The sequence below is a fragment of the Ensifer sesbaniae genome (assembly GCF_013283665.1).
Classification (GTDB): domain Bacteria; phylum Pseudomonadota; class Alphaproteobacteria; order Rhizobiales; family Rhizobiaceae; genus Ensifer; species Ensifer sesbaniae.
On record NZ_JABEKU010000001.1, the window covers coordinates 2,292,409 to 2,304,753 of the forward strand.

Genomic DNA, 12,345 nt, shown 5'->3' on the forward strand with positions numbered 1-12,345 from the left:
GCCTTTCCCATCCGACCCGCACCGCGGTTCGCCACATCACTGTCTTGCAATATCAACGAGGAACCGCATGGACACGATCATCGGCTTTCTGAACACGATCTTTTGGGGTTACGTGCTGATCTACGGCCTGCTCGCCGTCGGCATCTACTTCACGCTCCGCCTCGGCTTCCCGCAGATCGTGCATTTCGGCGAGATGTTCCGCGTGTTGAGTAACGGCGGTTCGAAGGACGCGGCGGGCATCAGCCCGTTCCAGGCACTGACCGTCAGCCTCGCCTCACGCGTCGGCACCGGCAATCTCGCCGGTGTCGCCGTCGCGCTCTATCTCGGTGGACCGGGTGCGACATTCTGGATGTGGATGGTGGCGCTGGTCGGCATGGCGACGGCCTATGCGGAAAGCGCGCTGGCGCAGCTCTACAAGGTACGCAACGAGAATGGACAATATCGCGGCGGCCCGGCCTTCTACATCGCCCGCGGCCTCAACGCGCCCTGGGCCGCGACGATCTTCTCCGTTTGCCTCATTCTCTCTTTCGGCCTCGTCTTCAATGCGGTCCAGGCCAATTCCATCGCGGATGCCGTTCAAGGCGCCTTCGGCGTTCCGAAATTCGTTGTCGGCCTCGCGGTCGCAGCAATCTCCGGCATTGTCATCTTCGGCGGCATCCGCCAGATCGCCCGCGTCGCCGAAATCGTGGTGCCCTTCATGGCGATCGCCTATCTGCTGACGGCGATCTATGTGCTGGTCGCCAATGCGGCGATCGTGCCGAACGTGCTGTGGACCATCATCTCCAGCGCCTTCGGCCTGCAGGAGGCGGCAGGCGGCGTTGCCGGCGGTGTCGCAGCCGCGATGATGAACGGTGTCAAGCGCGGTCTCTTTTCCAACGAGGCCGGCATGGGTTCGGCCCCGAACATCGCAGCCGTCGCCACGCCCGTGCCGCATCACCCGGCGTCACAAGGTTTCGTGCAGTCGCTCGGCGTCTTCATCGATACCATTCTGATCTGCACCGCGACATCGGTCATGATTCTGCTCTCGGGCACGCTGGAACCGGGCTCCGGCGTCACCGGCACGCAACTCACCCAAGCCGCGATGAACGTGCATATCGGCTGGACCGGCAGCTACTTCATCGCGATCGCGATCTTCTTTTTCGCTTTCACCTCGATCATCGGCAACTATTCCTACGCCGAGAACGCGCTGACCTATCTCGGCGGCGCCAATCGCCTCGGCGTCACGATCATGCGCTCAGCCGTGCTTGCCATGGTCGTATGGGGCGCGTCGGAGAGCATCACCACCGTATTCGACGCGGCGGATGCCTCGATGGGCCTGATGGCGACGATCAACCTCATTGCCATCCTGCTCCTCTCCGGTACCATCGCCAAACTGACCAAGGACTATTTCGCCCAGCGACGGCAGGGTCTCGATCCGGTGTTCCACGCCGCCGACTATCCGGAGCTGCAGGGCCAGATCGATGACGAGATCTGGTCGCGCGAAGAGGCGATCGGCGCGGGCCGACGCGTGGAGGACACGGCATGGACGGCTCCCACGGGCCGCTGACGCTTGCAAAGCAGCACGGCATCTATCGCGAGCGCGCCGCGCCTGACGCGCTTGCCGGCCATGTCGAATGCCTCTGGAGGCACCAGATGCCGTCGGGACCGCCCGCGCCAATCGCGGTCGTGCCTGACGGCTGCGTCGATATCCTCTGGTCGGATCGCGGCCTCGTGGTCGCCGGCCCCGACCGGGTTGCCGCCTTTCCGGTGATCGCCGCCGGCGCCAAGGTCGTCGGCCTGCGCTTCCGGCCGGGCGTCGCCGCGTCCTTCCTGCGCACATCGCTCTCCGACATCACCGGCGAAATCGTCCCGCTCGACGCCTTCTGGGGCAAGGCCGGGCGCGAACTCGACGCAAAGCTTCAGGACGCGCCGGATTGGGCACGCCGCGCCGAAATCCTGGCGGAGGCCGTGCTGCAGCGTCTGCCAGCGGTTGCGCCGCCATCGAGCGACGCCGCCGCCTGCCTCGCCTACCTGCAGCAGAAGCATGATTTCTCGGACAATCCAATCCGGTCGCTGGCCGCAACCACCGGCACCAGCGAAAGGACGCTGCGCCGCCGCTGCCACCAGCATTTCGGCTATGGCGCCAAGACGCTCGACCGCATTCTCCGCCTGCAACGCTTCCTCGCAGCCTGCCGCCGCGAATCGTCCGCGAGCCTCGGCATCCTTGCCCTCGATGCCGGTTACGCCGACCAGGCGCATCTTTCGCGCGAGACAAAGGAGCTGGCATCGCTCTCGCCTGCGGAGATCCGACGCCAGCTTGGCGGCCATCGGCAGGCCGCCTGACTGGCCGTTTCGTTCAAGACCGGCGCGGTCGCCCGTGCTAATTCCGCGTCCAGGAGAACCAGGCATGCCAACACTTGAAGCGAAGATCGTTCACACCACCATCAACCGCGATTGGCGCGAGGTCTACGCCTTCATGGCCAAGCACGAGAACATGCACCGCTGGGCCTCCGGCCTGTCGTCAGGCCTGACGCGTGACGGCGAGGACTGGCTGGCGCCGGGACCGCTCGGCGATGCGCGCGTGCGCTTTGCCCCCGACAACGACTTCGGCGTCGTCGATCATCTCGTCACGCTTGCAGATGGCACCGAGGTTCACAATTCGCTGCGCGTCGTGCCGAACGGCGACGGGGCGGAGGTGATGTTCACACTTCTGCGCCAGCCGGGCATGAGCGCGGAACAATTTGCCGGCGACGCCGGTTGGGTGGCGAAGGATCTCGCCGCTTTGAAATCTCTCATGGAATCCGGAAAAGACAGGTGAAAAATGGGTAACAAGGGCAACGACGGCCGCATCGACTATGTCGAGTTCAACGTCGCCGACATCGCTGCGAGCAAGGCCTTCTACGGCGGCGCCTTCGGCTGGACCTTCACCGACTATGGCCCCGAATATTGCGAGTTCCAGGACGGCCGGCTAACCGGCGGCTTCACGACCACGGGCCCTGTCGGCAGCGGCGGGCCGCTGGTCATCATCTATGCCGACGATCTCGAGCAAACACAGGCCCGTGTCGAAAAGGCAGGCGGCAAGATCGTCAAGCCGATCTTTTCCTTCCCCGGCGGCCGCCGCTTCCACTTCGCCGACCCAGATGGTTATGAACTGGCGGTGTGGTCGCAGCAGTAAAGCTGACAACGCCCCGCCGCGCTGGAATGAGAAGGGCCGCGTCTTTCGACGCGGCCGTTTCTTGGTTGACGATCAGCGCTGCCCCTCATCCGCCTGCCGGCACCTTCTCCCCGCAAGCGGGGAGAAGGCAGCAAGCCTGACCGTTCGCCATTCACAGGATCTGATTTTGCGAGAACGTCACCCCCAGCGACTCTCTCCCCGCAAGCGGGGAGAGATGTCCGGCAGGACAGTGAGGGGCGCCCTGGCACTGAGTGCCGGCGAGCCCTACTCGCCGCCACCCAACGAATGCACGAAGACGGCAAGCTGCTTGACGGTGGTGTCGCCGAGGCGCGGCAGCCAGGCGGGCATGACGCCGTGCTTCGGCACCTTCATCTGCGCGATGATCGCCTGCTCGCCCTCGCCCTTCAGCCACAGTGCGTCAGCCAGGTTCGGGGCGCCTAACTCGCGGTTGCCCTTGGCGTCGGCGCCATGGCACGACGCACAGTTGGCTTCGAACAATGCCTTGCCCGGCTCGACCATCGAGACGTCCGACGGCGTGCCGGTGAGGCTGACGACGTAGGCTGCCGTCTGCTTGATCTCTTCCGGCTGCAGGATTTCGGTAAACGCCGGCATTTCCGAAACGCGGGTCTCGCCGTCGCCATCATAGCGGATGCCGTGGGCGATCGTCTGGTAGATCTCTTCGGGCTTGCCGCCCCAGAGCCAGTCGTCGTCGTTCAGGTTCGGGAAGCCGGCGGAACCGGCCGCACCCGAGCCGTGGCACTGGGCGCAGTTGACCTTGAAGGCCGAGGCGCCGCCGGAAACGGCGAACTGCTGGAGCTGCGGATCGGCCATGATATCGGCGATCGAACTCGAGGCGATCTTTTCGAGGTTGCCGGCCTGGGCGGCTTTGGCGTTTGCGAGCTCTGCGCTCACCTCGGCGCGGCTCGAATAGCCGAGCACGCCCTTGGTGGCATCCGTCAGAAGCGGTACCGCCGGATAGACGATCATGTAGCCGACCGCCCAGACGATGGTTGCGTAGAAGGTATAGACCCACCAGCGCGGCATCGGGTTGTTGAGTTCGCGGATACCGTCCCATTCGTGGCCGGTGGTCTCGACGCCGCTGATTTCGTCGACGTGTTTTTCCGCCATGGATCAATCCTCCTTCAGAGGGATGGCTGCGGCCTGGTCGGCGGCCTTCTTGGCGCCGGGCCGGAAGATGAAGGCGACGACGCCGAGGAAGAAGAGCGTCATGGCAAGCAGCGCCCAGCTATCGGCGAACTGGCGCATGGCCGTGTAGGTTTCCATCTGCGTTCTCCTTAGCGATAGCCGGTGGTGTCGTCGTAGGTGGAGAAGTCGACCAGCGTGCCGAGCATCTGCAGATAGGCGATGAGCGCATCCATCTCCGTCAGCTTCTGCGGGTTGCCGTCGAAGTCGCCGAGCTTGGCCTTTGGATAGCGCGCCTCGACGCCCGAGGTGTCGGCATTCGGATCAGCCTGGGCCTTCATGTCGGCCAGCGCGTTGTCGATCATCTCGTCCGTATAGGGAACGCCGACCGCCTTGTTGGCCTTCAGGTTCATGGCGACGTTCTCCACCTCGAGCGTCGTCTCCTTGAGGAAGGCGTAGCCCGGCATCACCGATTCCGGCACCACCGAGCGCGGCTCGGTCATGTGCTGCACGTGCCACTCGTTGGAGTAGCGGTCGCCGACGCGGGCGAGATCCGGCCCGGTGCGCTTGGAGCCCCACTGGAACGGATGGTCATACATCGATTCCGCCGCCAGCGAGTAATGGCCGTAGCGCTCCACTTCGTCGCGGAACGGGCGGATCATCTGACTGTGACAGACATAGCAGCCTTCGCGGATATAGATGTCGCGGCCGGCAAGCTCCAGCGGCGAATAGGGCCGCATGCCTTCCACCTTCTCGATGGTGTTTTCGAGATAGAAGAGCGGCGCGATTTCCACGATACCGCCGACGGAGACGACGAGCAGCGAGCCGACGAGCAGCAGGGTGGCGTTACGCTCCAGCGAAGCGTGTTTGTCGAGAATGGACATGGTCTATGCCCTCCTATTCCGCAGCTTTCAGCGCGGGCGTCGCACCGAAGATCGGAGCTTCGTCGCGCTGGCGGCCGAGGATGGTCATTGTTACGTTGAAGGCCATGAGCAGAGCCCCGGAGAGGAACAGTGCGCCGCCAAGGGCACGCAGCACGTAGTAGGGAACCATGGCCGCGACCGATTCCGCGAAGGAATAGACGAGGAAGCCCTGGTCGTCGTACTCGCGCCACATCAGGCCCTGCTGGATGCCGGCGACCCACATGACCGCCGCGTAGACGACGATGCCGAGGGTGGCGAGCCAGAAGTGCCAGTTGACCATGCGCACGCTGTAGAGGCGCTCGCGGTTCCACAGCTTCGGAACGAGATAGTAGATCGCGCCGAAGGTGATGAGGCCATTCCAGCCGAGCGCGCCGGAATGCACGTGACCGATGGTCCAGTCGGTGTAGTGGCTGAGCGAGTTGACCGTCTTGATCGACATCATCGGACCTTCGAAGGTCGCCATGCCGTAGAAGGCGACGGCCATCACCATCATGCGGATGATCGGATCGGTGCGGATCTTGTCCCAGGCGCCCGAGAGCGTCATCAGGCCGTTGATCATGCCGCCCCAGGAGGGCATCCACAGCATGACCGAGAAGACCATGCCGAGCGTCTGCGCCCAGTCGGGCAGCGCCGTATAGTGCAGGTGGTGCGGCCCCGCCCAGATGTACATGAAGATCAGCGACCAGAAGTGGATGATCGACAGGCGGTAGGAGTAGACCGGGCGGTTGGCCTGCTTGGGGATGAAGTAATACATCATGCCGAGGAAGCCGGCCGTCAGGAAGAAGCCGACGGCGTTATGCCCGTACCACCATTGGGTCAGCGCATCCTGCACGCCGGCGAAGGCCGAGTAGCTCTTCGAGCCGACGAAGGAGACCGGCACCGCCAGGTTGTTGACGATGTGCAGCATCGCGATCGTGACGATGAAGGCGAGGTAGAACCAGTTGGCCACATAGATATGCGGCTCCCTGCGCGTCAGCAGCGTGCCAAGGAAGGCGACGAGATAGGCGACCCAGACGATCGTCAGCCAGAGGTCGACGTACCATTCCGGCTCCGCATATTCCTTGGACTGGGTGATCCCCAGCAGGTAGCCGGTAGCGGCCATGACGATGAAGAGCTGGTAGCCCCAGAACACGAACCAGCCGAGATTGCCGCCGAAGAGGCGCGCGCGGCTGGTGCGCTGGACGATGTAGAAGGACGTCGCGATCAGCGCGTTGCCGCCGAAGGCGAAGATCACCGCCGAGGTGTGCAGCGGCCGCATGCGGCCGAAGTTGAACCAGGGCTCGATGTTGAGGTCCGGAAAGGCGAGCTGGAGCGCAACCACGACGCCCACGAGAAAGCCGACGACGCCCCAGAAGACGGTGGCGATCACGCCATACTTGACCACCTCGTCGAAATATTCCGACTGCGGTGGCGGTGGCGGCGCCCTGCCCGCGGAAACCGGGCTGAACTCGATGCGTCGCATCAGCATGATGGTGCCGGCGAGGAGCACGAAGAACAACACCCACATATGGGCTTCAAAGTGCCGGTCCTGCGTAAAGCCGGCGCCGACGAGCGCCAGGAATGCACCGACCCCGAGCAGGATCATCTCGAATGTGTATTTCATGGTTGGGTCCCCAACTTGGTCCGATCGCACGCGGAGACACGCCCTGAACGAGGCACGTCACTGCAGCTTGGCGGAAAGTGTCAGAATCGGGGCGATCCGACCTTGATTCAGATCAAGGTTGGAACGCCTCGAATGCATCATCCTCGGCAGACAATAGGGAGCGCCATGGGAGCTGGCGTTTGAAGCCGATGAAAAAGACGTTTGAGGATGGACGAATCCGGAGCCGCCCCGAGTCGCCTCCCCGCCCCGTCCCGATGGCCGAGCCGTTCGCGTGGCTCGCCCGTGCGCATGAAGAACAACTCGCGCTCTGCAACAGCCTCGAGGAAATCGCCGACAGCCTGCCCGCCGAAATCGACCGGCAGAAATGCGTCTACGCCGCCAAGGTGCTCGGACCTATGATCCGCGAAATGCATTCCGGCGAGGAAAACCTGGTGTTCCCGTGGATCGAGCGCACCTTCCGCAGCGACCCGACGATCGGCGCGACGCTGGAGCGGCTGAAATACGAGCACTGCGAGGACGAATGCTTCGCCGAGGAGCTGACGGAAATGCTGGAGCGTCTCGGCGCCGCAGACGAAACGGTCAATGCCGAAACCGCCGGCTACATGCTGCGCGGCTTCTTTACGAGCCTTAGGCGGCATGTCGGCTTCGAGCGGGAATGTCTGCGCGCCATCACCGCGCCCGCCGAGTGAACGCCCAAGGACAAGCTCATATTCGAGAGCAGAATTGAGCGCGGCCGTGCTGCGGTCGCGCTTCTTCAATCCGGACATCGTCTCGCTTGATCTTGCCTAAGGGTCTACTGCATGTCTCCTTGAATCGACCTCGATTTAAGGACGAAGACATGCAGCAAATCAAAGTGCTACAGCGACCTTTGCGCGTCTCATGAGACGCGCGGCGCTGTAGCGTCAGGCCGCGATCGCGCGGCGACGGTCGGCATGTTCCTGGATCACCAGGATCGCGCCGATGAGCTTGCCGGTGCTGGACATGCACGGCGTCAGCCGGCAGCGTACGACGACGGTGCGCGCATCGACCGTCTTAGCGAAGGTATAGTCGACCACCTCGCCCGCAAAACAGCGATCGAGATAGGATTTCACGCGCTGCTCGAAGCGCCGGATGCCGATGAACTCGACGATATGCCGGCCGATCAGGTCCATCGGACGGCTCTCCAGATGCTCGGCATTGCGCGGGTTGGTGTAGAGGTAGCGGTAATCCGGCGTAATCACCGCGATGCGATCCGGGAAACTGTCGAGGATCGCCTCGTTGAGCAGGCCTTCATCGGCCCTGCCTTTGCTCGGCTGGGCCGGCAGCCGCTCGAGCTGCAGGTCGGCGAATTTCTCCGCGCCCGTCGCCGCGAAATAGCGGTTGATCAGCGATTGCAGCAGTTGCGAATGCCGGAGTACGCAGGAGATGTCGTCGGCCTCGACCCGCAGGATGTCGATCAGGAACTGGAACTGAAGTCGGGCGTCTTCGACGCTCACCGCCTTCTCGTCGTAGACGGATCTGAGGATCGGATCGAGTTCGCGATCCAGGATGCCGATCAAATGCTCGTCTGCCGTACGTACGGCATACTGCATCTGCGAATACTTGAACCAGAACAGCTCAATCAGTGCGTTCAATTCGAAACCCCAATTCCCCCACGGCAGAGCCGCTTCGATGCACTTACAAGACAGGCGTTGATGCTGCAGACACTGATCCAGTTTTGATGCTTCCCCCACCACTTCCGCGTAAAACCGCACCACTCCGGCCATCCAAAGCGCTTGCAGTCTTCCCCTCGCGAGACAACGTCGAGTTTACACTCATTGCGTTAGCGTTCAACAGCAGAAAGAAAAACTTAACCTTTTGAAGTATTTTCAGGGCAAAACCGGCCCGCGAAGCCGCAGGCGAGCCGGCGAATGTGCCGACCGCCGAGCTTCATGTCCGGGCGCGCCAAAATTTTAGATGCCGCGCTGAAGCAGCCTCAAGCGCGCTTGTTCGTGCGGAAGGGAATCAGTCCTTGAGATAGCGCTTGATGTGCCAGCGGTCGTGATACCAGAGCCACTGGCCGGGATATTCCCTTACCCAGCTTTCCACCTTGTCGTTCAGCACCTGCGCCGTGGCGGTGACGTCGACATTGCCGTCTGCCTTGCGCGGGATCGCGATCGCCGGCTCCAGTTCCAGCCGGAAACGGCCGCCGGGCAACCGGATGCAGCGGGCGGGATAGACCTCGCAGTTGAACTGGCGGACGAGCTTGGCAAGCAGCGGATTGGTCTGCACGTCCTGGCCGAAGAACTTGGTCTTCAGCCCCTTGCGGAACTTCTGGTCGACGAGAACGCCGACGCCCAGGCCCCGTTCGAGCTGGCGGGCGAGCGCGAAGGACGAGCCGGCATGCGACGGCACGAGGTTGCCCATGCGCTCCTCGCGGAACTTGAACACCTTCTCGGCCACATAGGGATTGTTCGGCGGGCGGAAGAGCACGGTCACGTCGAGACCGAAGGCGGACCCGGCAACCGGCAGCATCTCGAAATTGCCGCTGTGGGCGGTGAAGACGATGAAGGGGCGCGGATTGTCGCGAAGCTCCAGGAACAGCGGAATGCCCGACACTTCGACCCGACCCGGCGTCGTGCGCTCCGGATCGAAATCGAAGAGACGGTCGAGGAACACGTATTCGGCCGCCATGCGGCCCATGTTGCCCCAGCTTTCAAGCGCGATCTCCTCGATCTCCGCCTCGCTTTTCTCCGGAAAGGCATTGCGCAGATTGGTCAGCGTCAGCTTGTGCCGGCTGGTCTTCGGGCCGATGAAGCGCACCGCTCGATCCATGAAGTTGATCGCGCCGTCGGCGGGAAACATCTTCAGGATCGTCAGCAGCAGGAAGACGAACTGCGCAATCAGCCACTGCCGCGTACGATCCGCCGCCAGCACCAGCCGTGTGATCAGCATGCGCACGTCCATCAATCCATCTTCAGGATGATCTTGCCGAAGATCTGGCGCGATTCCATGCGCTCCAGTGCCCGGTCGATCTCGTCGAGGCCGACCTCGGTATCGATGACCGGATGCACGAGGCCGCGGGCCATCTTCTGCATGGCGTTCGCCATGTTCTCCATGCGGCAGCCGAAGGAGCCGAGCAGCTTCAGCTGCTGCTGGAACAGCATCATCAGGTTCATGTCGGTGGAAACGCCCGAGGTGGAACCGCAGGTGACCAGACGGCCGCCGCGCTTCATCGAGAGCATCGAGCCCGCCCAGGTGTCCTTGCCGACGTGTTCGAACACGACGTCGACACCCTTCTTCTTGGTGAGCTTGCGCACCACGCCTTCGAAGCGGTCCTTGCGGTAGTTGATGACGTGATCGGCGCCGAGCGCCTTCGCCTTCTCGATCTTGTCGTCAGAGCCCACCGTCGTGATGACGGTGCAGCCGATCTTCTTGGCGAGCTGGATCGCCGCCGAGCCGATGCCGGAGCCGCCGGCATGGACGAGGATCGTTTCGCCGGGTTCCAGCTTGGCATTATCGAACAGCATGTGCTCGACGGTCCCGAAGGTGACCGGAGCAAGGGCTGCGCCGACCGCGTCGACACCCGGAGGCGCCGGCACCAAGAGGCGCGCCGGCAGGTTGATCTTCTCCTGCGCGAAGCCGTCGAGGTGGAAGCCGTGCACGCCACCGACATGTTCGCAGAGATTGTCGCGGCCTTCCTTGCACGGGCGGCAGAGACCGCAGGTGCGCGCGCCATAGATCGACACGAGCTGGCCCGGCAGCACGCTCGAAACGCCAGGACCGATCGCGTCGACGACGCCGGATGCTTCCGCGCCGATGACCAGCGGCATCTTGCGCTTGGCAAAGGCCATGCCGCGCCAGCCCCAGACGTCGATATGGTTGAGTGCCACCGCCTTGACGCGCAGCGTCACCTCACCCGGGCCGGGCACTTCCGGTTCCGGAATGTCGGTGATTTCGAGCTTGCGGTCATCGAGCAGTTGCAGGGCGCGCATGGTTCTTCCTTTAGATCTTTAGATAGTCGAGCGGCTGGGCCGTGCTGACTGGCATATATACACATTGGGGCAACGGCGCTGCACCCCCCTCTGGCCTGCCGACCATCTCCCCCACAAGGGGGGAGATCGACCCGCGGCAAGCCAATCGCATTAATAGAGGGATCCGCGCTCAGCGTCCCTTGATGAGCAAGACGGTGCCACATCCAATCTCCCCCCTTGTGGGGGAGATGCCCGGCAGGGCAGAGGGGGGGGTAACGCCTAATGCGCCTTGTCCTCGTAAAGGCTCAAGCCGGCTCGGCAGTCATGACGAGGCTGGCGTTCTGGCCGCCGAAGCCGAAGGAGTTCGACAGCACCGCAGTCACCTGCTGGCTGCGCTTCACGTTCGGCACAACGTCGAGCACGATCGCCGGATCGGGGTTCTGGTAGTTGATCGTCGGCGGCAGCGTGCCGGTCAGCATCGTCTGGATCGAGAATACCGCCTCGACTGCACCGGCCGCCGTCAGCGTATGACCGATCATCGACTTGTTGGACGAGACCGGGATCGACGGCAGGCGATCGCCGAAGACGTTCGACATCGACAGGTATTCCATCTTGTCGTTCTCGGGCGTCGAGGTGCCGTGGGCGTTGATGTAGCCGATACCGTTTTCGTCGATGCCGGCGTCGGCAAGGGCCGCGCGGATCGTCGCGATCGCCGGGCCACCATCCGGCGAGGAGCGCGTGCGGTGGAAGAGGTCGGCCTTCTCGCCGCAGCCCTTCAGGATGCCGTAGACGCGGGCGCCGCGGGCGACCGCCGCTTCCAGAGATTCGAGCACGAGGGTCGCTGCACCTTCGGCGATGACGAAGCCGTCACGGTCCTTGGTGAAGGGCTTAGACGCCTTTTCCGGCGGATCGTTCTGGGTGGAAAGCGCCGAAAGCAGCGCGAAGCGGATCAGTGCCTCGGCGCTGACCGAGCCATCGGTCGCGACCGTCAGCGCGCGATCGGTGCGGCCCTGGCGGATCGCCTCGACGCCGAGCTGGATCGCCGTGGCGCCCGAGGCACAGGCGGTCGACAGCGTCACCGGCAGGCCGCGCGTGCCGAAGCGATCGGCAAGGCGTTCCGAGATCGAGCCGAAGAGCACGGCCTCATGGAACACCGGATCGGCCTTCTGGCGCATGGCGGCGAGGAAACGGTTATAGGCGTCGCCCGGCCGCTCCGACGGCGGCGAACGATCGGCAAGCTCGAAGCGCGCGCTCCATTCCGGCTCGACCGGCGGGGCGGCCAGGAACAGCGGGCCGTTGAAATCGCCGGAAATGCCGGCCTGCGCCAGCGCTTCCAGCGTCGTCTCGCGCGCCATGGCATAGGAACGCTCGACGGCATTGTCCGCGGGGATGTCGATGAAATCGACCGTACCGGAAATGCGGGTGTTCAGGCCTTCGGTCGGGAACCGGGTGATCTTGTGGATGCCCGAGACACCGCCCGAAAGCGCTGCCCAGTTGTCTTCGACACCCTGGCCGAGCGAGGTGATGACGCCCATGCCGGTGACGGCGATGATCGGGCGGCCGAGATGGTCCTTGTAAGCGTTGCTCATG

13 protein-coding genes are annotated in these 12,345 nt (G+C 63.6%); 5 read left to right on the forward strand and 8 right to left on the reverse strand.

The features are described from left to right. Nucleotides 1-67 precede the first annotated feature (67 nt). The 4 genes from BHMPCIPO_RS11090 (at nucleotide 68) to BHMPCIPO_RS11105 (ending at nucleotide 3,154) form a co-directional block, all read left to right on the forward strand. Nucleotides 68-1,546 carry an alanine/glycine:cation symporter family protein gene (locus BHMPCIPO_RS11090; RefSeq protein ID WP_173516789.1) on the forward strand — a complete coding sequence of 493 codons (1,479 nt, stop codon included), beginning with the start codon at nucleotides 68-70 and terminating at the stop codon, nucleotides 1,544-1,546. Continuing rightward, complete coding sequence (locus BHMPCIPO_RS11095; RefSeq protein WP_173516790.1) at nucleotides 1,522-2,322, forward strand: AraC family transcriptional regulator; 801 nt, start codon at nucleotides 1,522-1,524, stop codon at nucleotides 2,320-2,322. The genes BHMPCIPO_RS11090 and BHMPCIPO_RS11095 overlap by 25 nt, the downstream gene beginning before the upstream one ends. Nucleotides 2,323-2,386: 64 nt before the next feature. Beyond that, nucleotides 2,387-2,797 (forward strand): SRPBCC family protein, encoded by a 411-nt coding sequence (locus BHMPCIPO_RS11100; protein WP_173516791.1) that lies wholly within the window; start codon nucleotides 2,387-2,389, stop codon nucleotides 2,795-2,797. A gap of 3 nt (nucleotides 2,798-2,800) precedes the next feature. Beyond that, nucleotides 2,801-3,154: a VOC family protein gene (locus BHMPCIPO_RS11105; protein ID WP_173516792.1), complete on the forward strand. Its 354-nt coding sequence runs from the start codon at nucleotides 2,801-2,803 to the stop codon at nucleotides 3,152-3,154. A gap of 264 nt (nucleotides 3,155-3,418) precedes the next feature. On the opposite strand, the gene ccoP is transcribed toward BHMPCIPO_RS11105, so the two are convergent. Genes ccoP through ccoN form a run of 4 tightly spaced genes read right to left on the reverse strand, consistent with a single transcriptional unit; the run spans nucleotide 3,419 to nucleotide 6,823 of the window. Next, on the reverse strand, nucleotides 3,419-4,282 hold the full coding sequence (gene ccoP / locus BHMPCIPO_RS11110) for a cytochrome-c oxidase, cbb3-type subunit III (protein ID WP_173516793.1): 864 nt from the start codon (nucleotides 4,280-4,282) through the stop codon (nucleotides 3,419-3,421). 3 nt (nucleotides 4,283-4,285) lie between these two features. Continuing rightward, nucleotides 4,286-4,438 carry a cbb3-type cytochrome c oxidase subunit 3 gene (locus tag BHMPCIPO_RS11115; protein ID WP_173516794.1) on the reverse strand — a complete coding sequence of 51 codons (153 nt, stop codon included), beginning with the start codon at nucleotides 4,436-4,438 and terminating at the stop codon, nucleotides 4,286-4,288. Nucleotides 4,439-4,449: 11 nt separating this feature from the next. Continuing rightward, a complete protein-coding gene (gene ccoO / locus BHMPCIPO_RS11120; protein WP_173516795.1) occupies nucleotides 4,450-5,181 on the reverse strand; it encodes a cytochrome-c oxidase, cbb3-type subunit II in 732 nt (243 codons plus the stop codon). Nucleotides 5,182-5,194: 13 nt separating this feature from the next. Further along, entirely contained in the window at nucleotides 5,195-6,823 is a 1,629-nt protein-coding gene (gene ccoN, locus BHMPCIPO_RS11125) for a cytochrome-c oxidase, cbb3-type subunit I (RefSeq protein ID WP_173516796.1), read from the reverse strand. 254 nt (nucleotides 6,824-7,077) lie between these two features. Here ccoN and BHMPCIPO_RS11130 point away from each other — a divergent pair, with 254 nt between their 5' ends. Further along, complete coding sequence (locus BHMPCIPO_RS11130) at nucleotides 7,078-7,512, forward strand: hemerythrin domain-containing protein (RefSeq protein WP_246304294.1); 435 nt, start codon at nucleotides 7,078-7,080, stop codon at nucleotides 7,510-7,512. 213 nt (nucleotides 7,513-7,725) lie between these two features. Here the strand turns inward: BHMPCIPO_RS11130 and BHMPCIPO_RS11135 are convergent, their stop codons facing one another. The 4 genes from BHMPCIPO_RS11135 to BHMPCIPO_RS11150 all read right to left on the reverse strand — a co-directional run bounded on the left by BHMPCIPO_RS11135 (nucleotide 7,726) and on the right by BHMPCIPO_RS11150 (nucleotide 12,344). Then, the gene (locus BHMPCIPO_RS11135) at nucleotides 7,726-8,436 is read right to left on the reverse strand and encodes a PAS domain-containing protein (RefSeq protein WP_173516798.1); all 711 of its coding nucleotides are present in this window, start codon (nucleotides 8,434-8,436) and stop codon (nucleotides 7,726-7,728) included. Between the two features lie 370 nt (nucleotides 8,437-8,806). Beyond that, entirely contained in the window at nucleotides 8,807-9,736 is a 930-nt protein-coding gene (locus tag BHMPCIPO_RS11140) for a lipid A biosynthesis lauroyl acyltransferase (protein ID WP_173516799.1), read from the reverse strand. 11 nt (nucleotides 9,737-9,747) lie between these two features. Beyond that, complete coding sequence (locus tag BHMPCIPO_RS11145; protein WP_173516800.1) at nucleotides 9,748-10,776, reverse strand: zinc-binding dehydrogenase; 1,029 nt, start codon at nucleotides 10,774-10,776, stop codon at nucleotides 9,748-9,750. 284 nt (nucleotides 10,777-11,060) lie between these two features. Further along, nucleotides 11,061-12,344: a beta-ketoacyl-ACP synthase gene (locus BHMPCIPO_RS11150; protein ID WP_173516801.1), complete on the reverse strand. Its 1,284-nt coding sequence runs from the start codon at nucleotides 12,342-12,344 to the stop codon at nucleotides 11,061-11,063. Nucleotide 12,345: the final 1 nt, after the last annotated feature.

Excerpts from the sequence above, each read along its gene's own strand:
- BHMPCIPO_RS11090 (WP_173516789.1), top strand. The coding sequence starts at position 68 with ATGGACACGATCATCGGCTTTCTGAACACGATCTTTTGGGGTTACGTG.
- BHMPCIPO_RS11115 (WP_173516794.1), bottom strand. The coding sequence starts at position 4,438 with ATGGAAACCTACACGGCCATGCGCCAGTTCGCCGATAGCTGGGCGCTG.
- ccoP (WP_173516793.1), bottom strand. The coding sequence starts at position 4,282 with ATGGCGGAAAAACACGTCGACGAAATCAGCGGCGTCGAGACCACCGGC.
- BHMPCIPO_RS11130 (WP_246304294.1), top strand. The coding sequence starts at position 7,078 with ATGGCCGAGCCGTTCGCGTGGCTCGCCCGTGCGCATGAAGAACAACTC.
- BHMPCIPO_RS11140 (WP_173516799.1), bottom strand. The coding sequence starts at position 9,736 with ATGCTGATCACACGGCTGGTGCTGGCGGCGGATCGTACGCGGCAGTGG.
- BHMPCIPO_RS11105 (WP_173516792.1), top strand. The coding sequence starts at position 2,801 with ATGGGTAACAAGGGCAACGACGGCCGCATCGACTATGTCGAGTTCAAC.
- BHMPCIPO_RS11145 (WP_173516800.1), bottom strand. The coding sequence starts at position 10,776 with ATGCGCGCCCTGCAACTGCTCGATGACCGCAAGCTCGAAATCACCGAC.
- ccoO (WP_173516795.1), bottom strand. The coding sequence starts at position 5,181 with ATGTCCATTCTCGACAAACACGCTTCGCTGGAGCGTAACGCCACCCTG.
- ccoN (WP_173516796.1), bottom strand. The coding sequence starts at position 6,823 with ATGAAATACACATTCGAGATGATCCTGCTCGGGGTCGGTGCATTCCTG.
- BHMPCIPO_RS11095 (WP_173516790.1), top strand. The coding sequence starts at position 1,522 with ATGGACGGCTCCCACGGGCCGCTGACGCTTGCAAAGCAGCACGGCATC.
- BHMPCIPO_RS11100 (WP_173516791.1), top strand. The coding sequence starts at position 2,387 with ATGCCAACACTTGAAGCGAAGATCGTTCACACCACCATCAACCGCGAT.
- BHMPCIPO_RS11150 (WP_173516801.1), bottom strand. The coding sequence starts at position 12,344 with ATGAGCAACGCTTACAAGGACCATCTCGGCCGCCCGATCATCGCCGTC.